This window comes from Streptomyces sp. NPDC045021, from assembly GCF_056432645.1.
On the sequence record NZ_JBWKIQ010000001.1, the window covers coordinates 271,309 to 295,986 of the forward strand.

At 69.9% G+C, this 24,678-nt stretch carries 21 protein-coding genes; 9 read left to right on the top strand and 12 right to left on the bottom strand.

Going from position 1 to position 24,678, the window contains the following annotated elements; genetic code table 11:
- Window positions 1-221: 221 nt before the first annotated feature.
- A complete protein-coding gene (locus AC07DC_RS01225) occupies window positions 222-2,210 on the top strand; it encodes a GTP-binding protein (RefSeq protein WP_478910678.1) in 1,989 nt (662 codons plus the stop codon).
- A 7-nt stretch (window positions 2,211-2,217) separates the two neighbouring features.
- On the opposite strand, the gene AC07DC_RS01230 is transcribed toward AC07DC_RS01225, so the two are convergent.
- On the bottom strand, window positions 2,218-3,135 hold the full coding sequence (locus tag AC07DC_RS01230) for a S41 family peptidase (RefSeq protein ID WP_478910680.1): 918 nt from the start codon (window positions 3,133-3,135) through the stop codon (window positions 2,218-2,220).
- A gap of 57 nt (window positions 3,136-3,192) precedes the next feature.
- Here AC07DC_RS01230 and AC07DC_RS01235 point away from each other — a divergent pair, with 57 nt between their 5' ends.
- Window positions 3,193-3,735, top strand: a complete 543-nt coding sequence (locus AC07DC_RS01235) for an ArsR/SmtB family transcription factor (protein WP_478910681.1) — start codon at window positions 3,193-3,195, stop codon at window positions 3,733-3,735.
- Between the two features lie 70 nt (window positions 3,736-3,805).
- Here the strand turns inward: AC07DC_RS01235 and AC07DC_RS01240 are convergent, their stop codons facing one another.
- From AC07DC_RS01240 to AC07DC_RS01265, 6 genes are all read right to left on the bottom strand, one after another.
- Window positions 3,806-4,102: a hypothetical protein gene (locus AC07DC_RS01240; protein ID WP_478910682.1), complete on the bottom strand. Its 297-nt coding sequence runs from the start codon at window positions 4,100-4,102 to the stop codon at window positions 3,806-3,808.
- 177 nt (window positions 4,103-4,279) lie between these two features.
- Window positions 4,280-5,080 carry a VOC family protein gene (locus AC07DC_RS01245; RefSeq protein WP_478910684.1) on the bottom strand — a complete coding sequence of 267 codons (801 nt, stop codon included), beginning with the start codon at window positions 5,078-5,080 and terminating at the stop codon, window positions 4,280-4,282.
- Window positions 5,081-5,257: 177 nt separating this feature from the next.
- Window positions 5,258-6,295, bottom strand: coding sequence for a PHP domain-containing protein (locus AC07DC_RS01250; protein ID WP_478910686.1), 1,038 nt, complete (start codon window positions 6,293-6,295; stop codon window positions 5,258-5,260).
- Between the two features lie 298 nt (window positions 6,296-6,593).
- On the bottom strand, window positions 6,594-7,655 hold the full coding sequence (locus AC07DC_RS01255; protein WP_478910687.1) for a chitinase: 1,062 nt from the start codon (window positions 7,653-7,655) through the stop codon (window positions 6,594-6,596).
- 178 nt (window positions 7,656-7,833) lie between these two features.
- On the bottom strand, window positions 7,834-8,592 hold the full coding sequence (locus tag AC07DC_RS01260) for a DeoR/GlpR family DNA-binding transcription regulator (protein ID WP_478910689.1): 759 nt from the start codon (window positions 8,590-8,592) through the stop codon (window positions 7,834-7,836).
- Between the two features lie 124 nt (window positions 8,593-8,716).
- Window positions 8,717-10,705, bottom strand: a complete 1,989-nt coding sequence (locus AC07DC_RS01265) for a ricin-type beta-trefoil lectin domain protein (protein ID WP_478910691.1) — start codon at window positions 10,703-10,705, stop codon at window positions 8,717-8,719.
- A 373-nt stretch (window positions 10,706-11,078) separates the two neighbouring features.
- Between AC07DC_RS01265 and AC07DC_RS01270 the strand changes: the two genes are divergently transcribed.
- The 5 genes from AC07DC_RS01270 to AC07DC_RS01290 all read left to right on the top strand — a co-directional run bounded on the left by AC07DC_RS01270 (window position 11,079) and on the right by AC07DC_RS01290 (window position 17,468).
- Window positions 11,079-12,032 (top strand): SIS domain-containing protein, encoded by a 954-nt coding sequence (locus AC07DC_RS01270; RefSeq protein ID WP_478910693.1) that lies wholly within the window; start codon window positions 11,079-11,081, stop codon window positions 12,030-12,032.
- Window positions 12,025-13,053 (top strand): ROK family protein, encoded by a 1,029-nt coding sequence (locus AC07DC_RS01275; RefSeq protein WP_478910695.1) that lies wholly within the window; start codon window positions 12,025-12,027, stop codon window positions 13,051-13,053. Before AC07DC_RS01270 ends, AC07DC_RS01275 begins: the two co-directional genes overlap by 8 nt.
- Window positions 13,050-13,985, top strand: a complete 936-nt coding sequence (locus AC07DC_RS01280; RefSeq protein WP_478910697.1) for a 1-phosphofructokinase family hexose kinase — start codon at window positions 13,050-13,052, stop codon at window positions 13,983-13,985. Before AC07DC_RS01275 ends, AC07DC_RS01280 begins: the two co-directional genes overlap by 4 nt.
- Complete coding sequence (locus AC07DC_RS01285) at window positions 13,963-14,802, top strand: class II fructose-bisphosphate aldolase (RefSeq protein ID WP_478910698.1); 840 nt, start codon at window positions 13,963-13,965, stop codon at window positions 14,800-14,802. Before AC07DC_RS01280 ends, AC07DC_RS01285 begins: the two co-directional genes overlap by 23 nt.
- Window positions 14,803-15,113: 311 nt before the next feature.
- Window positions 15,114-17,468: a chitobiase/beta-hexosaminidase C-terminal domain-containing protein gene (locus AC07DC_RS01290; RefSeq protein WP_478910700.1), complete on the top strand. Its 2,355-nt coding sequence runs from the start codon at window positions 15,114-15,116 to the stop codon at window positions 17,466-17,468.
- Between the two features lie 86 nt (window positions 17,469-17,554).
- Here AC07DC_RS01290 and AC07DC_RS01295 read toward each other — a convergent pair whose 3' ends face one another.
- The 5 genes from AC07DC_RS01295 to AC07DC_RS01315 all read right to left on the bottom strand — a co-directional run bounded on the left by AC07DC_RS01295 (window position 17,555) and on the right by AC07DC_RS01315 (window position 22,395).
- Window positions 17,555-17,959, bottom strand: a complete 405-nt coding sequence (locus tag AC07DC_RS01295; protein WP_478910702.1) for a hypothetical protein — start codon at window positions 17,957-17,959, stop codon at window positions 17,555-17,557.
- Window positions 17,960-18,201: 242 nt separating this feature from the next.
- Window positions 18,202-18,417 (bottom strand): hypothetical protein, encoded by a 216-nt coding sequence (locus tag AC07DC_RS01300; RefSeq protein WP_478910704.1) that lies wholly within the window; start codon window positions 18,415-18,417, stop codon window positions 18,202-18,204.
- Between the two features lie 88 nt (window positions 18,418-18,505).
- Window positions 18,506-19,210, bottom strand: coding sequence for a ribonuclease H family protein (locus AC07DC_RS01305; RefSeq protein ID WP_478910705.1), 705 nt, complete (start codon window positions 19,208-19,210; stop codon window positions 18,506-18,508).
- Between the two features lie 39 nt (window positions 19,211-19,249).
- Window positions 19,250-21,700 (bottom strand): ABC transporter permease, encoded by a 2,451-nt coding sequence (locus tag AC07DC_RS01310; protein ID WP_478910707.1) that lies wholly within the window; start codon window positions 21,698-21,700, stop codon window positions 19,250-19,252.
- Complete coding sequence (locus AC07DC_RS01315; RefSeq protein ID WP_478910709.1) at window positions 21,697-22,395, bottom strand: ABC transporter ATP-binding protein; 699 nt, start codon at window positions 22,393-22,395, stop codon at window positions 21,697-21,699. Before AC07DC_RS01315 ends, AC07DC_RS01310 begins: the two co-directional genes overlap by 4 nt.
- A gap of 239 nt (window positions 22,396-22,634) precedes the next feature.
- On the opposite strand from AC07DC_RS01315, the gene AC07DC_RS01320 reads away from it, so the two are divergent.
- Together AC07DC_RS01320 and AC07DC_RS01325 are read left to right on the top strand one after the other, a co-directional pair.
- The gene (locus AC07DC_RS01320; RefSeq protein ID WP_478910711.1) at window positions 22,635-23,966 is read left to right on the top strand and encodes a sensor histidine kinase; all 1,332 of its coding nucleotides are present in this window, start codon (window positions 22,635-22,637) and stop codon (window positions 23,964-23,966) included.
- On the top strand, window positions 23,963-24,646 hold the full coding sequence (locus AC07DC_RS01325) for a response regulator (RefSeq protein ID WP_478910713.1): 684 nt from the start codon (window positions 23,963-23,965) through the stop codon (window positions 24,644-24,646). The genes AC07DC_RS01320 and AC07DC_RS01325 overlap by 4 nt, the downstream gene beginning before the upstream one ends.
- Window positions 24,647-24,678 lie beyond the last annotated feature (32 nt).

A 24,678-nucleotide genomic window follows, 5' to 3' on the forward strand; every position in this document is an offset into this window, starting at 1 on the left:
GGCCCCGCCGGTGGGCAGTCGGCGTTCCGGGTCCGGCGAGCGGAGCTCCGGCCCAACGGCCGCAAGCCCATTGCGTCGCCATTTAAACGGTTGCTCTCCGGGTCAGGCGTCTGCTGCACTTCCCTGTAACACCCCCATCAATCCAGGAGTCCCGATCATGTGCGGATCGTTCATGTCCATCCAGGAGGGAATTGCCATCTATCTCGAGGACATGACACCTAGTGCACACGCTGAACCTGGGAATCCTGGCGCATGTTGACGCCGGCAAGACGAGCCTGACCGAGCGGCTGCTGCACGCCGCAGGCGCCATCGACACGATCGGCAGCGTCGATGACGGCAGTACCCTGACCGATTCCATGTCGTTGGAACGGCAACGCGGCATCACCATCAAGTCCGCCGTCGCCTCGTTCGTCGTTGACGACATCACCGTCAATCTCATCGACACACCCGGTCACCCGGATTTCATCGCCGAGGTGGAGCGGGTGCTGAACGTGCTCGACGGGGCCGTGCTGGTCGTCTCCGCCGTTGAAGGCGTGCAGGCGCAGAGCCGAGTGCTGATGCGGACGCTGCAACGGCTGGGCATTCCCACGCTGATCTTCGTCAACAAGATCGACCGCGGGGGCGCCCAGTACGAGAACGTGCTCCGCGGCATCGCCGAGAAACTGGCCCCCGCGAGCCTTTCGATGGGACCGGCCACCGCGCTCGGCACGCGCGGCGCAACGTCCCGGCCCCACACCGCCGATGACGCCGACTTCACGTCCGGACTCGTCGATCTGCTGGCCGGCCGCGACGAAGCACTCCTGGCCGCGTATGTCGACGACGAGGCCGCGCTCTCCTACCCCCGGCTCCGTGGCGAACTCGCGGCGCAGACCAAGCGCGGCCTGGTGCATCCGGTGTTCTTCGGCTCGGCGATCACCGGGGCGGGTGTGGATGCCCTGGTCTCCGGGATCACCGAACTGCTGCCCACTGCCGACGACCATCCCGACGGCCCGGTCGCCGGCACCGTCTTCAAGGTCGAACGCGGTCCGGCCGGGGAGAAGATCGCCTACGTCCGCATGTTCGCGGGCACGGTACGCGTACGGGACCGCCTGCCGTTCCGCGGGGACGAGGAGGGGAAGGTCACCGCGCTCAGCGTCTACGAGCGCGGCTCGGACGTCCAGCGGGACGCTGTCTCCGCGGGGCAGATCGGCAAGTTGTGGGGAATCGGAGACGTCCGTATCGGCGACGCCATCGGCGTTCAGCGCACCACGCACCCGGACAGCCAACACTTCGCCCCGCCGACCCTGGAGACGATCGTCGCTCCCGTTCGACCCGCCGACAACGGAGCACTGCACGTCGCGCTCATGCAACTCGCTGAGCAGGACCCGTTGATCAACCTGCGCCAGGACGACCTCCGGCAGGAAACCTCCGTCTCGCTCTACGGGGAGGTACAGAAAGAGGTCATCCAGGCCACCTTGGCAGGCGACTTCGGGATCGATGTCACCTTCCGCGAGACGACGACCCTTCACATCGAACGTCCGGCCGGCACCGGTTCGGCCGTCGAGGTCCTCCATGCCGACTCCAATCCGTTTCTCGCGACCGTAGGACTGCGCATCGACCCGGCGCCGGTCGGCAGCGGCGTCGAGTTCCGTCTGGAGGTCGAACTCGGCTCGATGCCGTACTCGTTCTTCAAGGCGGTCGAAGAGACCGTCAAAGTGACGCTGGAGCAGGGGATCTACGGCTGGCAGGTCACCGACTGCACGGTCACCATGACGCATTCCGGCTATGCGCCACGGCAGAGCCACGCTCATGCCGTCTTCGACAAGAGCATGTCGAGCACCGCCGGGGACTTCCGCAACCTGACGCCGCTGGTGCTCATGAGCGCGCTGGAGCAGGCGGCGAGCCGGGTGTACGAGCCGATGCACCGGTTCAGCCTCGACATCCCCGCGGACGTGTTCGGGCTGGTGCTGCCCGCGCTCGCGCGACTGCGCGCCGTGCCGCAGTCATCGGCGGTGCGGGGCTCGTCGTACGTGGTGGAGGGAGAGATCCCGGCGGCCTCGGTGCACGAGCTGGAGCGGCAACTGCCGTCGCTGACCAGCGGCGAGGGGGTGCTGGAGTACACCTTCGACCACTACCAGCGGGTCCGTGGCGCGGTCCCCACCCGGCCGAGGTCGGACCACGATCCGCTCAACCGCAGGGAGTACCTGATGCGGGTCTCGCGCCGGGTCTGAGGAGGAGTCAGCCGGTGTGGGACGTCAACCGGGTGCGGGCGAGGGCGTGGGCGCGATCGACGGCGTCGGAAGCGGCGCAGGAGACGTCCGGCTGCACGCCGGTGCCCTCCCAGTCGGTGCCGGAGACGGGGTTGATCGCGCGGCCGGTCGGGATGCTGGCTTCCAGATGCGGGTGCACCGTCCAGCCCTCGCGCGGGTGCGCCCCACCGCATGTCACCTCGCCGACGACAACGGCTCGGCCCAACTGCTGCAGGTCGTAGGCCAGTTCCTCGGCAGCGGAGAAGGTGCTGCCGCTGGTCAGCACGTACAGCGGCTTGGTACCGCCGAAACGTGCTCCGGGGACGTACGGCTGGCTCCAGGACTGCTCGTACCGCTCGCCGTCACGCCAGTACATGGTGTTGAGGTGGGTGCGTTCGTCGAGCAGGTAGCTGCAGATGAACGCGACGGTATCCGGGTCCCCGCCGCCGTTGGCGCGCAGATCCAGAAGGAGGGCGTCCGCCCGGGAGACCAGGGTGAGCGCGGCCGCGAGCGGTTCGGCCGCCCAGGCCAGCGGGAACAGTGCCGGGGTCAGCTCCAGTACGGCGATCCCGCCGTCCCGCAGCTCCACCCGGGGAACGCCGCCCAGCGAGGCGTCGAACTTCCTGCGCATGGCCGCCAACGTGGCAGCTCCCTGCTCCGGCGGCACCGGTTCTGCGTGAAAGAGCAGCCGCAGATGCCGGTCGTCGTTGACCGACTGCAGGTCCGCGGTGACGAGCCGGCCGAGGTCCTCCGCACTGCCGACGTCGTACGCCCCCGCGGCGAGGCGCCGCCGCAACAGGGCCGCGAGGTGCTCGGCCACTTCGGGGAAGACGTAGTGATCCAGGACGAGTTGGGCCGTCTCCTCGACGACCGGGACAGTACTGATCTGCGTCAGGGTTGTTGTCATGGCAGGGAGTAGAACACCACCCTTCCAAAAGCGTCAAGAGTATTAGACACTTAACCCATGCCCGAGCAACCGCCCTACCCGCCGACGCCGCATGAAGTCCAGGAGATCGGCTCGCCCGAGCAGTTCGCGGCGCTCGCCCACCCGCTGCGCCAACGGCTGCTGTTCGCCCTGGGCCACCGACCCGCCACCATCAGCCAGCTCGCAGCACAACTCGAGACCGCCAAGGGCAACGTCGCACACCACCTGAAGGTGCTGCGCACGGCCGGTCTCGTCCACGTCGCCGAAACCCGCCAGGTCCGCGGCGGCACCGAGCAGTACTACCAGCGCGTCGCCCGCCGCATGATCGTCGCCGAGCCCGAGGCGGCCGGAACGGCGGCGATGCTCGGCGCGATCGCCCAGGAGTTGGACCGCTCCCCCGCCGAGACCCACCTGACCCTCCGCCACCTGCACCTCAGCCCCGCCAAGGCGCAACGCCTGGGCGAGACCCTGGCCCGGCTGATCGACGAGACGGAGGAGGACGCCCAGGACGAGCCGGTGCACGGCATGCTGTTCGCCCTGTACGAGCACGCCCGGCACACCGAACCGGGCACTCCGGCATAGCGCCGCCGCGCTCAGGATCTCCGGCGGGTGCCAGAACGCCAGGCGTCGCCCACGACGGCCCGGGCCACTGTCACAACCTGTCCCACAGCCACCTGACCGCCGCGCCCAGGCCGACCACGAGGGCGATGAAGCCCATGAAGTACAGGAACTCCCAACCACGGGTGTGCCGGTGGGTAGCCGACCCCAGCCACCGCGCCACCGGGACACCGGCCAGACACAGGCATGCCGTCAGCGCCCGTCCTCCGAGTCCACCGACCTCGCGGTCCCGATTGCCGCCGACAGAGTCGTCGAACTCCCGGTAGTTTGCTGAATCACTGCTCCACCGCTCGGACCGCGACCACCGGTCCTCGTTGCCTTCACTGCGCATCGGACCGATCCCCGCCCCCTGCGTCAACTGCACGTCAGCCCCGCACCCAACCACAAAGCAATGACCGGTACAAGACCCCTTCGCCGGCAGGGCGAGTGTGTACCGCATCGCCGATCGGGATACCGCGCGTGCCGTCGGGGCCGAACGGTGCTGTGCTGGGCCGCGAGGCCCATGGCGCTACACAGCGGGGTCGCCGTGCGAGGTCGGCTCCAGGCGGGACGGGCCTTCTTCCGGCCCGCTCTCGGCGGTCTGCGCGGCGACGGTGAACAGGGTGCCCTCCGGATCCCTGAGGAGCGTCGCCCAACCCGGCGCGCTCTCGTCCGGCGCACTGACGATCACGCCTCCCGCAGCCTCCGCGCGCTCGGCGGCCATGACCGGATGGGGGGTTCTGAAGGTGACCTGCCAGCGGGGGCGAACCTTCGGATCCGGGGCTTCCTCCACCGCGCCGCCGTGCAGGGCGGCCACCGTGCGGCCGTCGATGTCGACGAACACCTGATCGTTCTCGTACCGCAGGGTGCAACGCTCGGGGGGTTCGGTGTCCCAGCCCAGGGCTTGGCTGTAGAAAATCGCCGCGGCGAAGACATCCCGGGTGTGCAGCTCGATCCACAGGCCGCGACCGGCGCCCCTGGGGGACCAGTGCGGTTCCACGGGGCCTTCCCACAGGGCGAACGGCGCGCCTGCCGGATCGATGGCCCAGGCCACCCGGCCGGGGCCGAAAGCGATGGGGCCGACGGCGACGGTGCCGCCGCGTTCACGGATCCGCCCCGCGGCTCGGTCGGCGCTGTCCACCGCGAAGTGCACCGACCAGCACGCCGGGGTGCCCAGGGAGTGCCCGGTCGGGCCGAGGCCGGCGATCGGCTCCCCCTCGCTGATCGCCACGGCGTACTCGTCCAGCCCGAATCCGGTCCGGTACTGCCAGCCCAGTACTCGGCTGTAGAAGGCCTGGCTCGCCGGCAGGTCGGCGGCGGTCAGGCTCACCCAACACGGCGCTCCCTGGACCGCGCTTTCAGAAGAAGCCATCTCAGCAGCCTCGCTTCGCGCATGGGGACACCGATCACTTTGCCACCGTTTACTCGGTATCGCGCTCGTTGACACCCTTATGGGCCGATCAGCGTGAGCACGGGGACCGGAGGACCCGTTCCGGCCGGCGAAATGTCACGCAGGGTGATCGCCCGAGGGCGCTTTCCGGGAGCGTGTCCACTCGAGGAGCTGGGGCGCGGTCCAGGTGTTGACGACCCGCTCGGCCGGCACCGCGCAGGTCTCGGCCCGTGCGCATCCCAGGATCTGCCAGTCGAGCTGACCGGGAGCGTGGGCGTCCGTGTCGATGGCGAAGAACGCTCCGGAGGCGACGGCCTGGAGCAGGAGGTCACGCGGCGGGTCCAGTCGTTCCGGTCGGCTGTTGATCTCGACCGCCGTTCCGGCCTCCGCGCAGGCCGCGAAGACCTCGGCCGCGTCGAACTGAGACGGCGGGCGGTGCTTGCCGGACAGCAGCCGGCCGGTGCAGTGCCCGAGGACGTCCACCAGGGGGTTCTGTACCGCATTGATCATGCGTCGCGTCATGGCGGGAGATTCCATCCGCAGCTCGGAGTGGTTCGAGGCGACCACCAGATCGAGCTGGTCGAGCAGGTCGGGTTCCTGGTCGAGGGAGCCGTCGGAGAGAATGTCGCACTCGATACCCGTCAGCAGCCGGAACGGGGCCCAGCGCTCGTTCAGCTCGCTCACCACCTCCAGCTGCCGGCGCAGCCGCTCGGCCGACAGACCGTGGGCGACGGTCAGGCGGGGCGAGTGGTCGGTGAGTACGGCCCATTCGTGTCCGAGCTCCGCCGCGGTCCGGCCCATCGCCTCGATGGGGCTGCCCCCGTCCGACCAGTCCGAGTGCAGGTGGCAGTCGCCGCGCAGCAGGGCGCGCAGCGCCGTTCCACCCTCCACGAGCGGCGCCGCCGCCTCCGCCTCCAGCCGTTCGAGGTAACCGGGCACGCTGCCGGCCAGCGCTTCCTTGACGACCTGGGCCGTCTTGGGGCCGATGCCCTTCTGCGCCTGCAGCGTGCCGGCCGCCGAGCGTTCGGCGACCTCCTCGGCCGTCATCGCCTCGACCACCGCGGACGCCGTACGGAATGCCTCCACCCGGTACGTGGCCGCTTGGGAGCGCTCCAGCAGAAAGGCGATCCGGTCCAGCGCCTGCACCGGTTCCATCGCGACCTCCTCGGGACGACCGCCCTACCGCCGACCGCCGGCCGCCTGCCTCACCGCGGGGCGGGCGCGGGGCACGTCGGCGGAGCCCACGCACTCCTCCACTCTCGCCCGGCACCGGTGCCGGCGCACCCCGGAAGCCCTCCGCGCCCCATCACACCGTTCCGGGCGGTGAGCGCGGCGCGGCAGGAGGGGACCGCGCTTCAATGTGACCGGGCAGGAGACCGATGGCTGGTCCGACGCCCTCGAGCGGTACCCCTGGCCGAGATCGCGCAGGAGCCCGCTCGCCCACCAGATCACCTCAGGCGCTTCGATGACCCTGCAGGGCCTTGACGTTGTTGCCGAACGTCCACCCCTTCGAACCGTCCCAGTTGATCGACCAGGTCATCAGGCCCTTCAACCCGCCGTTGTACTTGTTCCAGGCCTGCGACACCAGGTTCGGCGCCATGTAGCCGCCCCCGGCACCCGGTTGCGCGGGCAGTCCCGGGACCTGCTTGTCGTAGGGGACCTTGATGGTGGTGCCCTGGACGACCAGCCCCTTGTTCAGGCAGTCCGTCTGCGCGGTGAATCCCGCGACCGTACCGGCGGAGTAGGAGTCGCCGGAGCACCCGTACATGCTGCCGTTGTAGTACTGCATGTTCAGCCACCAGAGCCGGCCGTTGTCCGCGTACTTCTTGACGATGGGCAGGTACGCGCCCCAGATCGATCCGTAGGCCACGCTGCCGCCGGTGACGTAGGCCGTTTCCGGCGCCATGGTCAGACCGAAGTTCGAGGGCATCTGGGCGAGTACGCCGTCGATGATGCGCACGAGGTTGGCCTGCGAGGCGGACAGCTTGGTGATGGTGCCGCTGCCGATGAGACCGGTCTCGATGTCGATGTCGATGCCGTCGAAGTTGTACGCCTTCAGGATCGGTACCACCGTCGCGATGAAACGGTCGGCGACGGCTGAGGAGTTGAGGTCGATCCCCGCCGCCGCGCCACCGATGGACATCAGCACCGTTTGACCGGCCGCCTTGGCCTGGCACATCTCGGCCGGGGTCGCGACCTTCACGGTCGAGTCCATCCCGTCCTCCCACAGGACGGTGCCGTCCGAGTGGATGACCGGGAATGCCGCGTCGACCACGTTGTAGCCGTGATCACGTATGCGGGTGTCGGTGATCGGGATCCAGCCGAGCGGGGGGTGCACACCGTTCGCCGCGCCGTCCCAGTTCTCCCAGTACCCCTGGAGGACCTTGCCCGCCGGCTTCGACTTGACCGCGCACACGGTGGCCTGCGGTGCGCTCGGCGCCGCGGCGACCAGCATCTGGACGACGAACGCCGTTGCCAGGCCGACCCCCAGCAGACGTGATGACCGACCGATCATGTTTCGCTCCGTCTCTCCATGAACACCATCACCGAGTCCACGTGGCGTCCATGAGGGCAGGACAGTGGGTGAGTTGGCAGAAGGCACAGGTCTCGTCGCGAGCGTCGCCCACGGTAGATTGGTCCAGACCTACCGTCAATAGGTCTGGACCAACTTCACCTGCGCCTGCCGGCAGCCCTCAGGCGCGCAGCACCCGGACGCCGCACTCGACGATGGCCTGTTCCCGGGCCTCGTCGAGTGCGTCGTCGGTGACGAGATCGTCGATGTCGCCGAGCGGGCAGATCTCCGCGAAGGTCACCCGACCGATCTTGGTGCTGTCCGCGACGACCACGGAGCGCGCACTGCTGCGCAGGAAGGCCCGGTCGGTGTGGGCCTCCATCTCGTCGTGCGTGGTGCAGCCCTCGCTCGCGGTCAGGCCGTCCACACCGATGAAGGCGATGTCCAGGTTGTACTGGGCGAGCATCCGCTCGGCGGCCGGCCCCACCAGTTCGTAGCTGGCGGTCCTTGCGTTGCCTCCGACGACCACGAGACGGATCTCGGACCGGGCGATCAGATCAGCGGCGATGTTGACCGCGTTGGTGACGACGGTGATGCCGCTTCGATCGGACAGCGCATGGGCGATCTCGGTGACCGTGGTGCCGCCGGTCATGCCCACCACCGCCCCGTCCGGTACCAGGCGGGCCGCGGCGAGTGCGATCCGCCGCTTCTCGGCCTGCTGGCGTCCCGCACGGTGGCGCAGCGGCAGTTCCAGATTGAACGTGCCGGTCACCGCGCCGCCGCGGGTGCGGTGGAGGAGTCCCTGCTCGTGCAGCGTCTGCAGATCGCGCCGGACAGTCGCCCCCGACACACCGAGCAGCTCGGTGAGCACATGGACGTCGGCACTGCCCTCCTTGGAAACGTGATCAAGGATGCGGGCGATTCTGTCAACTTTGAGCATGAGGGGAGTCTAGCTCCAGGTCAGAGCAGCAAGATGAGCAATCCTGCCGCCGGCACGGCGGGCGGCAGGAGGGGTCCGCGGCGTGGGACATCGCCGCGGACCCCTCAGTCGGATCGGTGTCAGGTCAGGAGGCGGGCGGAGTGCTGAAGGGAGCTGCCCAGGTCTGGTTGGTCTGGAGCGAGCCGGGGGCGGTTCCGCAGGCGTACAGGTCGACGGGCGTACCGCTCGTGGTTGTCGCCCCTCCGTAGCCGTCGAGGCACTTGGTGGTCCCGCTGAGCTTGAGGTTTCCGTCCCGGTTGTACGTCCAGGTCTGGTAGCCGGCGGCCGAACCGCACGGGGCGACACCCACCCACTGACCGGACTTCCCGTTGATCGCCCCGGTTGTCGTACCGCTCTGGGCGGTCAGGCAGAGGTTCGAGGTACCGGACTGCAGCAGCTGGATCGTGCCGTCGGAGTTGCGCCGCCACTGCTGGTTGGAACCGCCGCTGCAGGGATAGAGATCGACCGGGTTGTTGGTGGCGGTGCCGGAGCGGTAGTTGTCCAGGCACAGGGACGCCTTGCCCCAGTTGTCACGCGACGCGGTGATCTGTCCGCTCGGGGTGAAACTGCCGCAGCCGGCCTGCGGAGCGATTTTGAGCATCGCGTTGTCGTGCGCGCCCAGGGTGAGGGGCACCGAGCCCGTCGAAGTGCTGCTGCTGTGCGCCCACAGGTCGCGGACGTCGTAGCCGCAGCCGGTGGTGTTGAAGCCCAGGCCGGCGAGGGAGAGCGAGTAGCTCGTGGCCGCGGAGCCCTTGTTGAGCACGACGACGGCCTTGCTGCCGTCGGCGAGGGGCTTGAGGACGACATCGACACCACTGGCGGCGGCCGGGGAGCCGTCGGCGTTGGCGGCGCCACCCGAGACGCGGTAGCCGCCGGCGCCCAGCGGGTCCTGGTCGACGGCGATCACTTCGGTGTTGCCCAGAATCGCGACGGACGCGTTGAGGTGCGCCGCTTCCGCGGGGTGGGCGGCGATGTACGACGGCTGGAACTTGCGGGCGTCGGTGCTGATCACCAGTGGCGCGGCCAGTGCGGAGAACAGCGCCATCTGGCTGCGCTCCTCGGCGGTGGTCATGCCGTTGTCGCCGATCAGCAGCATGTCGGCGTCGTTCCAGTTGCCCGGTCCCTGGTAGCGGCTCAGCTCCAGGGTGTTGTCGAAGCTCTGGTACGCGCCGAAGTTGTAGCCGGCCAGCGGCACGTTCCACGGATTCTTGCCGTCGCCGTAGTTCCAGATGTCCGGGCCCACCCGCCAGAGCTGGCCGAGCCCGCGCACCCAGTTCATGGAGTCGAACTTCGTGGAGCCGTTCCCGTATCCGGCGGGGGCGGAGATGTTGAACGTGATGTTGGGCGTGGCCTTGCCGCCGTTGGCCGCCGCAGTGACCGCGGTCCGCAGGTCGTTGGACATGCGGGTATCGAGTGTCCGGACCGGCTCCTGGTCGCCGCAGTTGTCGTACTTGAGCTGATCGACACCCCAGGAGACGAAGGAGTTGGCATCGTTCTGCTCGTAGTACTCGCTGCCGTTGGGCAGATTGGGTGCCGTCGGTGTGGCGGTGCTGCAGGTGTGGGTGCCGGACGTCTCGTAGATGCCGAACTTCGCGCCGAGGCTGTGCAGGTAGTCGCCGTAGGCGGTCAGCTCGTAGTCGAAGCCGGGCTGCTTGGTGGTGTCGCGGACGTCGGTGGCGCCACCCCAGTTGAGCCCGCCGTGCAGGTAGCCGGAGCTGTTGCGGTACATCCAGCAGTCGTCGACGGTGATGGTCCGGTACCCCTTGGCGATCAGGCCGGTGTCGGACAGGCCCTTGGCGTTGTCCTTCATGTACTGCTGGAAGGAGTAGTTCAGCCGGTTGGAGCCGTCCAGCGGTGCCTGGGGCGCACACGTCGCACGGGACCAGTTGTTGAAGCCCATCGGCGGGAGAGCGGCGATGGGCGTGCTGGGCGTCGCCGCGGACGCGTAGTTCGCCGCCGGCTGGCTCACGCCGTCGTTCGCGGCGGCCGGGCCGGTGCCCAGGAGACAGCCGGCGGGTATCAGGGCCGCGGTCAGGACCGCGGTGAGCGGTCTGCGGAGGAGTCTGGTTGCCACGGTGGGTGGGCTCCTTCGGGGTGGGGGGATCGCCGTACGGCACGGGTCGGCGAGGGCGCTACGAGCGATTGACATAATCTGCTCAGAATTGCCATCGCGTCAACAACTGTGCGCACGCGAATGCCGTTCGCCGTACCGGCCACCGAGCCGACGCCATCGACCGGCCGCGCGCCGCCACATCCGGCCACATTGCCGTCCCGGCCTGCCTATTCGCAACGGTCGGGTAACGGCGACTGGACCTGAGCCGCCGGCTCGTGAATACTCCGCGACACCAGCCGAGTCGTTCATATTTGCTCGAACAGGGCATAATTGAATCATCTTCGATCACTCACCGTCCGAGTGCCGCCGTCACCACCTCTGAAGGAAGCGTCGTATGCCCAGCGCCACCCCCTCCCGTACCTCCGTCGAGATAGCCACCCAGCCCGCCTGCTGGCGGCAGGCGGCCCGATCGCTCCCCGACCATGCCGCCGCCCTCCCCCGCCGGGGCGAGCGCGTGGCGGTCGTCGGCTGCGGCACCTCCTGGTTCATGGCCCAGTCCTACGCGGCGCTGCGCGAGAGCGGCGGCCACGGCGAGACCGACGCCTTCGCCGCCTCGGAATTCCCGGCCGGGCGCCGTTACGACCGGATCCTCGCGATCTCTCGTTCCGGCACCACGACCGAGGTGCTGGACCTGCTCGGCCGGGCACGCGATGCGGCCGTGCCCACGTCCGCGATCACCGCCGACCCCGCGACTCCCGTGATGACGGCGGCCGACTCCGTGGCCGTCCTGGACTTCGCCGACGAGGAATCGGTCGTGCAGACCCGGTTCGCCACCACCGTGCTCGCCCTGCTCCGCGCCCACCTGGAGGCCGAGGACGCGCTGCCGCCCGGTGTACGCACCGTCGCCGAGGCCGCCCGGGACGCCGAACGGGCCGTCGCCGCAGAACTGGCCGACGATGTGTGCGGAGCCGAGCAGTTCACCTTCCTCGGCAGCGGCTGGACCACCGGTCTGGCGCTGGAGGCGGGGCTGAAGATGCGCGAGGCCGCGGGCGCGTGGACCGAGGCGTACCCGGCCATGGAGTACCGGCACGGGCCGATCAGCATCACCGGACCGGGCCGCGTGGCGTGGATGTTCGGCTCGCTGCCGCAGGGTCTCGCGGACGATGTCGCCCGGGTCGGCGGCATCCTGGTCGCCCGGTCCCAGGACGGTGCCGAGGACTTCGACCCGCTCGCCGACCTCGTGCGCGCCCAGCGGCTGGCCGTCGCTGTCGCCGAGTCCCGAGGCTGCGACCCGGACCGGCCGCGCAACCTCACCCGGTCGGTCGTCCTGGAGGGCCACCATGCGTGAGGGCCACGGAGCGAACGAGTGCGTGATCGCCCTGGACGTCGGCGGCACCGGCATCAAGGGGGCGCTCCTGGACCGGGAACTGCTGCTGGCCACCGTGCGCCGGCCGACCCCCCGGGCCGCCGGACCGGAGGCGGTGGTGGACACGATCACCGAGACGCTCCGAGCCCTGAACGGGCAGGCCCGCGACGAAGGACTGCTGGTCCGGAGGGTCGGCGTCGTCGTCCCCGGCCTCGTCAACGAGGACGTCGCACAGGCCGTCTACTCCGCCAACATCGGCTGGCGCGACCTCCCGCTCGCGAACCTTCTCGAACGGCGCACCGGACTCCCCGTGACGCTGAGGCACGACGTCCGTGCCGGAGGGCTCGCCGAGTGCGTCCTGGGCGCGGCCCGCGGCGCCCGCGATGTGCTCTTCGTGGCCATCGGCACCGGCATCGCCGCCGCCGTCATCAGCGACGGGCGGCCCGTTCAGGCCGGCGGTCACGCGGGCGAACTGGGCCATGTGGTCGTCGATCCCGGCGGCGCGAAGTGTCAGTGCGGGGGCCGTGGATGCCTGGAGACGGTGGCATCGGCCGTCGCGATCAGGGCGGCCTTCACCGCGCGCACCGGCCGTGCGGTCAAGGGCGCCGACGAGGTGGCCGCTCTCGTGGCACAGGGCGACGCCGACGCCGTCGCGGTCTGGGACCGTGCGGTCGACGCGCTCGCGTCGGCCCTGGCGACAGCGTCCTCGCTGCTCGGCCCCGAGCTGATCGTCCTCGGCGGCGGCCTCGCCCAGTCGGGAGACGTTCTCCTGAAGCCGGTCCGGGCCCGCCTGGCCCAGCGGCTGACGTTCCAGCGCCGTCCGACCATCGTGCGGGCGGCACTGGGCGACATGGCCGGCTGCCTGGGCGCCGGTCTGTACGCGTGGCAGGCCGTGGACTCCGCCACGCGCGGTGTCGGTACCGGCACCGGAGCCGGCTCCGGCCCGGTGGAATTCGGCATCCGCGGCGCCACCGTAGGCTCTGCGGGGGTCGGGTCACGGTGATCCTGACGGTCACGCTCAACGCGGCCCTCGACGTCACCTACCTCGTCGACAGCCTCGTGCCCCGAACCTCGCACCGCGTCGACACCGTGTACGAGCGCGCCGGCGGCAAGGGCATCAACGTCGCCCGGGTACTCTCCGCCCTGGGCTGGCCCGCGGTCGTGACCGGGCTGTCCGGCGGCGACACCGGCGACCGGCTGCGCGCCGAACTGCGAGCGGCCGAACTGCGGGACGAGCTGGTTCCCGTCGCGGGCGAATCACGGCGCACCCTCACGGTCGTCTCCCGCGAGGACGGTGACGCCACCGTGTTCAACCAGCAAGGACCACTCGTGACGGCCGACGGGTGGGAGTCCTTCACCACCCGGTTCACACGGCTGCTGCGCGACGCCGACGTCGTCGTACTCTCCGGCAGCCTTCCGCCGGGCCTGCCGATCGACGCCTACGCACACCTCGTGGCCCTTGCCCGCGAGGCAGGCGTCGCCACGGTCCTGGACACGAGCGGGCCCGCACTGCGCGACGCGCTGGCCGCCGGCCCCGACGTGGTCAAGCCCAACGCCGACGAACTCACCGCCGTCACCGGCCGCCAGGACATCGCGGCCGCCGCGGCCGGCCTGCGGTCGATGGGCGCCCGTACCGTCGTGGCCTCCCGCGGTGCCGACGGGCTGCACGCGATCACCCCGCAGGGCATCTGGCGTGCCACGCCGCCCGAGCGGCTGACCGGCAACCCGACCGGTGCGGGGGACGCCTGCGTCGCAGCGCTCGCGGCCGGGCTCGCCACCGGCGCACCGTGGCCCGCCGTCCTGTCCGAGGCCGTCGCCCTGTCGGCGGCAGCCGTCCTGCGTCCCACGGCAGGCGACTTCGACGCCGACGCCTACCGCCGTTTCCGTACCGCCGTTCCCGTGGAGGAAGTCCATGCCGCTCACAGCCACCCATGAGATCGCAGCCGACGCGACCACAAGGACCGTGGGCGTAGGCGCTTTCAACGTCGTCCAGTTGGAGCACGCCCAGGCCATCGTCGCCGGCGCCGAGGTGGCCGGGCGTCCGGTGATCCTGCAGATCAGCGAGAACACCGCCCGCTACCACGGCTCCCTCGAACCGATCGCCCTCGCCTCGCTGGCCATCGCGCGGGCCGCGAGCGTCTCGGTGGCCGTCCATCTCGACCACGCGGAATCGGCCGACCTCGTGCACGAGGCAGTGGAACTCGGCTTCACCTCGGTCATGTTCGACGCGGCCAAGCTCCCCTATGCCGACAATGTCGCCGCCACCCGCGAGGTCACGGCGCACTGCCACCGCCGGAAGGTGTGGGTCGAGGCCGAGCTCGGCGAGGTCGGCGGCAAGGACGGCGCACATGCTCCGGGGGTCCGCACGGATCCGGACGAGGCGCGGGAGTTCGTGGCCGCAACCGGGGTCGACGCGCTCGCGGTGGCGGTGGGCAGTTCCCACGCGATGCACACCCGGGACGCGGTCCTCGACTTCGACCTGATCACCCGTCTCCGAGACGCCGTGAGCGTCCCTCTCGTCCTGCACGGATCCTCCGGAGTCGGCGACGCGGACCTCGTCCGGGCGGTGGCGGCGGGCATGACGAAGGTCAACATCTCCACCCACCTCAACAAGACGTTCACCCGGGCGGTCCGGGCGTATCTCGACGCCGACGCCGGGGTCTCCGACACCCGCAGGTACCTCGGGCCGGCCCGGGACGCGGTCGCGGCGGAGGTCGCGCGCCTGCTGAAGGTGCTGACCGGCGGATCCTGAGCGGAGTACGGCGGTCTGTTCCAACAACCTGTGAACTGATGACGTCCGTGAGTGAACAGGAGCCCGGCTCGGCGTAGTTGGTGTTCAAGAGTTGAAGGCTGCGCACCTTCTTGACGGTTCGGCATTGCCACTTGAAACTGCCTAACGGATCCAGCACATCGGCGTTCCACAGATTGAGAGCGTTTTCAATAGGTTGATTCAAAGGCCTGTGGAGCGATGGTGACCCCTAAAGCGCGGTATCGAGGCCGATCCACCTCATCTTCGACGCTGGCCCGGTGTTCACTTCGCGAAACCAGGCGAAAGGACCCCCCATGCGCAGAACCGTCCTTCCCGGCCGCATGCGGCCCCCGCCACATCTCCACCAGCGCACCGTCGCCCTGTTGAGCGCGCTGGTGCTCGCGTTGACCGGGCTGCTCGGCCTCACCCAGCTCGCCGGTCCCGCCTCGGCAGCCGCGGCCGACTACACCCAGAGCGTCACGCAACTGAGCGCGACGCAGGCACAGATCTTCTTCACGCCGACCACGGCCGCGCTGTACGTCGATGTGCACTACCTGGTCAACAGCGCCAACCAGCAGAACGTCCGCATGACCAACAGCGCCGGCACCTGGACGCAGACCGTCGGTTCCCTCACCAACGGGACGGTCCTGGAGTACTGGTTCACCTACGAGAAGAGCGGGCCGCAGTACGACACGCCGCACTTCACGTACACCCAGGGCGGTGGCGGCACCGGCGCGGTGGCGACTCCGACCTTCAATCCGGCGGGTGGCACCTACACGTCGGCCCAGAGCGTGACGCTCTCCGACACGACCTCCGGTGCGGCCATCCACTACACCCGTGACGGCTCCACCCCGACGGCCGCGTCCGCCCTGTACAGCGCGCCGATCAGCGTCACGGCCACCACCACCGTCAAGGCCGTCGCGGTCAAGTCCGGCCTCACGGACTCCGCCGTGGCGAGCGCGACCTACACCATCGGCACGTCTGCCGGCTGCCCCACGCAGTCGGACACGCCGAACTTCGGCCCGAACGTTCACATCTACGACCCGAGCATGTCCAGCGCCACCATCCAGGGGCAGCTCGACGCGCAGTTCGCCCAGATGAAGGACACCAACACCGCGCAGTTCAGCTCGAACCGGGTGGCACAGCTCTTCAAGCCGGGCACGTACGACGTCAACGACAACGTCGGGTTCTACACCTCGGTAGCCGGCCTCGGCCAGAACCCGGACGACGTGACGATCAACGGCCATGTCACCGTGGACGCCTTCAACGCCTCCGACGCGGGCAACGCGACGCAGAACTTCTGGCGTTCGGCCGAGAACCTCGCCATCAACCCGGTCGGCGGGAACCGCTGGGCCGTGGCCCAGGCCGCCCCGTTCCGCCGGATCGACGTCCACGGCGATCTGCAGCTCTACCCGGCCAGCTACGGCTGGGCCAGCGGCGGCTACATCGCCGACACCAAGGTCAGCGGCCAGGCCGCGTCCATCTCGCAGCAGCAGTGGTACACCCGGGACAGCAACCTGGGCAGCTGGGCCGGCGGCGTGTGGAACATGGTCTTCTCCGGCACCACCGGTGCCCCGGCCAACACCTTCCCCAACCCGCCCGAGACCACCCTGGCCACCACTCCGGTCTCCCGTGACGTGCCGTACCTGTACGTCGACGGCACCGGCAAGTACCGGGTGTTCCTTCCGTCGCTGCGGACCAACGCCTCCGGCGCGAGCTGGGCGAACGGCAGCACTCCCGGCACCTCGCAGCCGATGAGCCAGTTCTACGTGGTCAAGGCGGGCGACACCGCCGCGACCATCAACAACGCGCTCGCCCAGGGCTGCAACCTGTTCGTCACCCCGGGCGTCTACCACCTCAACCAGACGGTCAACATCACCCGGGCGAACACCGTCGTCCTCGGCATCGGCTACCCGACCTTCGTCCCGGACAACGGCGTCAACGCGATCCAGGTCGCCGACGTGGACGGAGTCCGTCTCAAGGGCCTGCTGATCGACGCCGGCACCACCAACTCGGCGGCGCTGCTGACCGTCGGCCCGGCCGGATGGTCCGCCAATCACGCGGGCAACCCGACGACCATTCAGGACGTGTTCTTCCGGATCGGTGGTCAGATCGCGGGCAAGGCGACGACGAGCCTGATCGTCAACAGCAACAACGCGATCATCGACCACATCTGGGCCTGGCGGGCCGACCACGGCAACGCGGGCACCATCGGCTGGACGACCAACACGGCGGACACCGGCGTGATCGTCAACGGCGGCAACGTCCTGGCGACCGGACTGTTCGTCGAGCACTACCAGAAGCACGAGGTCATCTGGAACGGCCAGAACGGCAAGACCATCTTCTTCCAGAACGAGATGCCGTACGACGTGCCGAACCAGGGCGCGTGGATGAGCGCGGCAGGGGTCAACGGGTACGCCGCCTACAAGGTGGGCGCGGGCGTCACCACTCATGAGGCGTGGGGGCTCGGGAGCTACTGCTACTTCAACGTCAATCCGGCGGTGAACAGCTACCACGCGTTCGAGGTGCCCAACACCCCGGGTGTGCGGTTCCATGATGCGCTGACCGTCTCACTCGGCGGCGTGGGCACCATCACCCACGTCATCAACGACACGGGGGCGGTGACCGCGTCGAACACCACTCCCAGCAATGTGGTCGCCTATCCATGAAGCAATGACCTGAGATGAAAGCAGGCCTCCGGGCTCCTCGCCACGGCGAGGAGCCCGGAGGCCGCCGTTACCCCCTCGGGCAGACGCTAGTAGCCCCAGCGCCCGCGGCTGCCGTCCTGGCGGCAGTAGATCATGCGACCGTTTCCGGCGTGCGTGGACTGGCCGATGTCGGCATTGCGGCAGTACTGGCCCGCGTTGTAGCAGTTCCCCGCGTTGGAGACGATCTCGCACTCGACAGCCGCGGTCTTGGTCGGTGTCGGCGTCGGGGCCTTGGTCGTGGGCTTGGGCGTGGACCGGGTCGGGGAGGCGCTGGGCGTCTCGTGCTTCGCGTCGACGGTGGGAGTGGGAGTGGCCGTCGTCGGAGTCGGCGACGGTGTCGGTGTCGGTGAGGGGGAGACCGTCGTCGGGAGCGCCGAGGCAACGGTCGAGGGCGGGGAGACGACAGGACTGTCGCTGTCTGCCGGACCGCAGGCGACGGCTATGCCTGCCACCAACAGGACAACCAGCGCCCGCCGGACGGGACCCCCTACACGTCTTCGGTCTGTGCGGCTGTTGCTCGTGCCGCTGTTCCTGGTGCGATCGGCGCTGTGCATCGGTACCCCCACCTGAAGCCGTTCAGAGGCGGCACATCATATGAACAATCGTCCAACTTTGCCGGGTTTCGACGTTATCCGACCCGCGCCCGTTGACGGCGCAGCATGATCTCGACGGCGGGACTCTCCGGAATCGGCGGTCAGGACCATCGGTTGAGCTCGTCCGCCTTGTGGGCGAATTCCCGCAGGGTCATGACCTCGGGACAGAGGGTGTAGTACATGTCCTCGAACCTCTGGTGGCGTACGTCGACCGCATCCATCCGGCCCTCCCGGGAGGTGTCGCACAGCGTCTCCAGCACCGACAGGTCGAAGGGCTCCTTGCCGCGCTCCCGCGCATCGGATCGCGCCTTGGCCAACCGCTTGGCGCGGATCCGTTGAGCCCGGGCGCCGATCCGCGCACTGAACTCCTCGGCCTCCCGTCCGGTGAGTACGCGCCGGAAGCACTCAGCTTCTGCCCGCGGCTTCCGCGCACGCGGCGTGGCCCCAGCCGCCGGCCACCTTGGCGATCAACTCGCCCTTGGCGTAGGTGCCGGAGCAGTGGCACCTGCCGGGGAACCTCGCCTCGATGGTGCCGGACGCGCCCTTGCCGGTCCGCGGCTTCGACGCCGCAGCCTGACGACCCGAGCCGGAGCCGGAGCCCTTGCCACCCGGGGACTTGGCTCCGGCGTCCGGCACCGGAAGGTCGGCCCCGGTGCCGCCGCTCGCCTGCTGGCTGATCGCGGCGTCGCTGGCGGCCTTGTCGGCGATCGCGTTGAGCGGGTCCCCGTCCACCTGGTGCGCGGGAACGTAGACGAACTCGACGTCGCGGCCGGTCAGCAGGGCGTCGATGCGCTGGATGATCTCCCGATTCGCCACCGGCTTCCCGGCGGCGGTCTTCCAGCCGTTCTTCTTCCAGGCGACCAGCCACTTGGTGGCGGCGTCACGGGTGTAGGTGGAGTCCAGTCGGACCTCCAGGGGTACGGCCGGATCCGTCGCGGTCAGCAGTTGCTCCAGTGCCGTCAGCTCACCGACGTTGTTCGTCGAGTGTCCCAGCGGCCCCGCCTGCCACCGCTCCGGCCGCCCCTGAGCGTCCGCGACCACGAAGGCCCACGCCGCCGGGCCCGGGTTGCCCTTGGCGGCTCCGTCACATGCTGCAATAACGCGTTCCATGCCCTGATGATGTCAGGTGCCCCGCCGTCCCGTGGCCGGCTACTCGGTGCGCAGAGCGGTCGCCGTTCGGGTCTTGGCGGCCCATCCGGCGGGGAGCAGCGCGCCCGCGGTCGCGATGACGAGACCGCCGAGGAAGAGCGGGACCAGGACGCGGAGGTGGTAGACCGCGAGGTCCTGCGCCGGGAATCTCGTGCCGGCCGCGTGGCCCATGACCGGCAGCACGTAGTCGTGCAGCGCGATACCGGTCGGGACCCCGATCACGCCGGCGACCAGCCCGATGCCGGCGACCGAGGTGATGACCATCGCGATCGTCTGCCTCGGCGACATGCCCAGGGCTTTGAACACCCCGAAGTCGTGGACGCGTTCCCGGGTGTCGAGGACGACGGTGTTCAGGACGCCCAGGCCCGCCACCGCGACCAGCATCAGGGTGAGCAGCGCGGCCAACGTGTCCATGGCGACCACCGTGCTGCTCGTCTGGGTGGAATTGCGTTCGGCGGTGGTCCCGAGCGGTTCCAGGGCGGTGTTCAGCGAGCTCAGATAGTCCTGCGGGTCGGTCCCTGGCGTGAGGTCGATGGAGAACTGGATCGACTCCGGGACGACAACGGCGCCGAGGCCGGTCAGGGAGGAGGCGTCGGTCAGGATGCTCATCCCTTCCTCCCGCAGGTCGAGTGCCTCACCGACGATCCGCACCGGGGCGGTGCGACCCTCGTTGGTCAGGGTGATGGTGTCCCCGACATGGGTCCCGGTGGCGTTGAGGAAACCGGACGGGACGACCGCCTGGCCCCGGCCGCTGAACCACGAACCCGAGATCATCCGGTACGAGCCCCAGGACGAGTCGCCCTGGAAGGAGATCACGGTCGTCCGGCCGGCGAGCCCGGCGACGCCGGCCCAGGTCTGTCCGGTGCGGAAGTAGCGTCGGGTGCCCGGTTGCGCGGCGATCTTCGCGGCGATCGCGGCGGGATCGGCCGGCCCGCCGCGGGGTACGTTGGCCGTCCCGCCCTTCGACCCGCCCGACGCCCCTGCCGGTGCCCCGTTCACTGCCCCGGCTGTTGGCCCGTCCGATCCGGGAGGGGAGGGAGGCGGTGCGCCCATCGTTCGGACCAGGACCGCACCGGCCGTCCTGCGGTCGAGGCCGCTCTCGATGCCGTTGAGCGACAGAGCGAGACCGACTCCGAAGGTGACCCCGACCGTTCCGAAGATCACGGCAGCGGCCAGCGTGCCCGACCGACCGGGCCGGGCGAAGGGGTTGGCCAGGCCGAGGCTCACCGCGCGGGGCAGCGGCAGCCGGCCGAGGAGATGCCGGATCACGCGCCCGCGCCCGGCGCGCGGGGCACGGCCGACGGCGATCGCCTCGACGGTACGCAGCCGGCCGGCACGCAGCGCGGGTGCCAGAGCGGTGGCGATGACCGCGCCGAGAGCCGCGGAGGGAACGGCGAAGTCGATCCACGGAGCGACCGTCATGGTCCCGGTGCCGTAGGCGCTGCCCTCGATTCCCATGACCGGAATCGCCAGCAGGTTGCCGAGGACCACACCCAGCACGGCGCCGACGGTCGCGGGGATCAGTGCCTGTCCGACGTAGGCACGCACGACCTGCCCGGGGGTGAAGCCCAGGGATTTCAGGATGCCGATGCGCCGGGTGGCGGCGCCGACCGCGCCGCTGACCACGATGCCGATGATCAGCACCGACATGAACAGGCCGAGCATGCCGAAGGCGACCACGAACGGCACGAACGTCGCCGAGGTCCGGTCCGCCGCCAGCTTGATCTTCAGATACGACGCCGCTCCGGTCATCGATCCCGGCGGCACGGCAGCGGCGACCGCGGCTCGATCGGTGTTGATCCGCGCGTCCGTGCCGGCGTCGGCGAAGCGGTAGAGCATCTGATACTCGGATCGGGCCCCGGGCGCGGTCAGTCGCGCGAGCTGCGCCGGTGTCACCCACGCCTCGGCGCTGTCGCCCACCGAGGTGGCCATCCCGACGACGGTCAGCATAGGAGCGCCCGGCAGATCGGGAAAACTCATCCGGTCGCCCACACCGAACGGCGAGTCGAGGGTGCGCAACACCACCTCCCCCGGGCCGGTCATCCACCTCCCTTCGACGAGGTCGAGGGCGTCGACCGGCCCGCCCGCGTCCGCACGGCCGACGAACGTCAGCGGCGGCATCCGGTCGCCCTGCGGCATTCCGGAGTTGTTCGCGCCGATGCTCGGGCGCAGCGATCGGACGGGAAACGGGCCGTAGACGGCCGTCACACCGTCGACGCGCGCGGTGGCCGAGAGCTGCGCGGCGGTGACCTTCGCCCCGTCGAACTGGGCGGTCAGGTGTGCGCCGTTCTGGCGGGCGAAGGCGTGGTCGAACGGCGCCTGGGACGCCACCAGAAGCCCGGCCGCCAGCACCGACGCGGTGACCGCCATCATCGTGGTCAGCACCATCACGACGGTCTGGACCCGGCGCCGTCCGACGCCGGCGCGTACCACCTTTCCCAGCGCGCTCATCGGACGGCCCCCGCGCCACGGTTCCGGTCGAGGGCGACATGCCCGTCGACCAGATGGACGGTCCGGCCGGCGCACGACTCGGCGAGATCGAGGTCGTGGGTGACCAGCACGATGGTCTGCCCGCCCCGGTGCAGATCGACCAGCAGCTCCCGCACGTCACGCCCGGACGCCATGTCCAGGGCGCCCGTCGGTTCGTCGGCGAGCAGCAGCGCGGGACGGTTGATCAGCGCCCGCGCGACCGCGACGCGCTGGCGTTCACCACCGGACAGCCGGCCCGGGTAGGTGCGGGCGTGCTTCTCGATACCCAGCGTCTCCAGCAGTTCCCGCGCGCGGTCCGCCGCCTTCCCCCGGGCCGTTCCCGCCAACTGGGCCGGAAGCAGGATGTTGTCCATGACCGTGAGGTCGTCGAGCAGATTGAAGAACTGGAACACCATCCCGATCCGCTCGCGGCGGAACCGGGCCAGCCCGCCCTCACCGAGGTTGTCGATCCGCGTGCCGCCGACGGTCACGGTGCCTTCCGTGGGCTTGTCCAGCCCGGCCACCAGGTTCAGCAGTGTGGACTTGCCACTGCCCGACGGCCCGGTGACGGCGACCGCCTCGCCCTGCTCCACGGTGAGCGTCAGGGGGCCGAGCGCGGGCCCGTCCGCGTTGTCGTAGCGTTTGACGACGCCACGCAGTTCGATCACATTCCCCATGGGGTTGCAGGTCCTTCCGGTCGCAACGGCCGCGTCCCCGGGGGACTCCCCGGGCGGTCCGCCGGCAGCACCGAAGCTAAGTGCGGCCGCTTCCGCGGCGCGTCGGCCGCCGCACCGACATCCGGTCGCCCGCGAGGAGGACTCGGCTGCGGTGTCATCCCTGCGAAGTACTCCGCTCGGCCGGAGTACTGATCGCCGAGACGGATGTGCGCCGAGTGGGCGGCGCCGACAATGTGCTGGTGGAAACGGACGAGGACGAACGACACGGATGGCGCCGGCAGGTGCGCGACGCACTGCGCCCGGACGGCCGGGCTCCCCGGTTGTCGAGGCGGGCGGTCGTCGCCGATGCGGTGCTCGCGCTGGCCCTGACGGCAATCGTGGTGTTCGCCGTCTCCAGACTGCACTGGGACGCCGGCTGGCCGCCCGGCACCGATCCGGCCCTGGAGCCCTGCCCACCGGCCCTGCCCTCTCCTCCGGACGCGCCTCTCGCGCCAGGGCCGCCCTACCCGGGGGCCGAGTTCCACCCCGGCCCGCAGGTCTACGTCCTCTGCGCGCTGACAGCGCTGCCGCTGGCGGCGCGGCGGCGTTTTCCGCTCGCCGCCTTCTGGGTGGTGATGTGCGCGACGCTGGCCGGCCCCGACTACACGACGAGGGCCACCTTCCTGGTCTGCCTCGTCGCCGCCTACAGCGCCCTCGTCCACAGCCGCAATCTGACGCCCACGATGGGCAGTTTCGCGCTCGCGGCCGTGCTCGCCGCCACCTTCGACCGGACCACCGACCCGGAACTGCCGTTCTGGTCGAGTCGGCTCTTCGTCCTGCTGATCGTCGCGCTGGTCGCGAGCGTGATCCGCTACTGGCAGCTACGGCTCAAAGCCACCCAACTGCGCTTCTCCGAGCTGCAACAGGCCCAGGAGAAGGCGATGCGCGAGGCCATCGACGAGGAACGCTCCCGCATCGCCCGCGAACTGCACGATGTCGTGACCCACAACGTCAGCGTGATGGTGATCCAGGCCGGGGCGGCCCGCAAGGTCATGGACGCGGCGCCCGCGCAGTCGAAGGAGGCCCTGCTCGCGGTCGAGGCGAGCGGCCGGGCCGCGATGGCGGAACTGCGCCATGTCATGGGCCTCATCGCGGCCTCGGGCACCGGACCTTCCGAAAGCACCGGCGACGCGCTCGAACCGCAGCCGGGACTCGACCGGTTGGACGACCTCGTGGAACGGGTCCGCGCCGCCGGGCTGCCGGTGACCGTCACCCTGTCACCCCCGCCGGAACCGCTGCCCCCCGGCGTCGATCTGGCCGCCTACCGCGTCGTCCAGGAAGCGCTGACCAACGCCATGAAACACGCCGCCGGCTCGACGGCGTCCGTCACGATAGGCCACGACGACGGGTGGTTGGAGATCGAGGTCACCGACACCGGCGGAGCGCGGGGGACGTACGCGCAGAGCGGCGACGGCCGCGGGTTGATCGGACTGCGCGAGCGACTCGCGGTCTATGGCGGAACCGTGGTGGCAGGGCGCAGAATCGGCGGCGGTTACAAGATCGAGGCCCGAGTCCCGTGGAGAACCGTATGAGCCGGCAACCCCTGCGTGCCGTCATCGCCGACGACCAGGCACTGGTACGCACCGGGTTCCGGATGATCCTCGCCGCCGACGGCATCGAGGTGGCGGCCGAGGCCTCCAACGGAGCCGAGGCGATCTCCGCCGTCCGGCGGACCCGTCCCGACGTGGTACTCATGGACATCCGGATGCCGCAGATGGACGGCCTAGAAGCCACCCGGCAGATCCTGAGCGACGGCGCGGACGGGACCCGCATCCTCATCCTCACCACGTACGACCTCGACCACTACGTCTACGCCGCGCTCACCGCGGGCGCCAGCGGCTTCCTGCTCAAGGATGTGTCCCCCGAGCACCTGGTGGCCTCGGTCCGTCTGGTGCAGTCCGGCGACGCGCTGCTCGCACCGACCATCACCCGCCGGCTGATCGAGCGCTTCGCCCACCGCGACGAGGCGAAGTCCGCCGTCCACCGCGACCTGTCCGGCCTCACCCCACGCGAACTCGAGGTGCTGCGCCTGCTCGCCACCGGCCTGAGCAACGCCGAACTCGCCGACCGGCTGACCCTCAGCGCGACGACGGTCAAGACCCATGTCGCGCGCATCCTGTCCAAACTCGGACTGCGCGACCGGGTCCAAGCCGTCGTCCTCGCCTATGAGACGGGCCTGATCTCCCCGGGCGCGGCGACCTCGTCCGACTGAACGAGGCCTGTGCGGCAGTGCGGTGGCCGGCC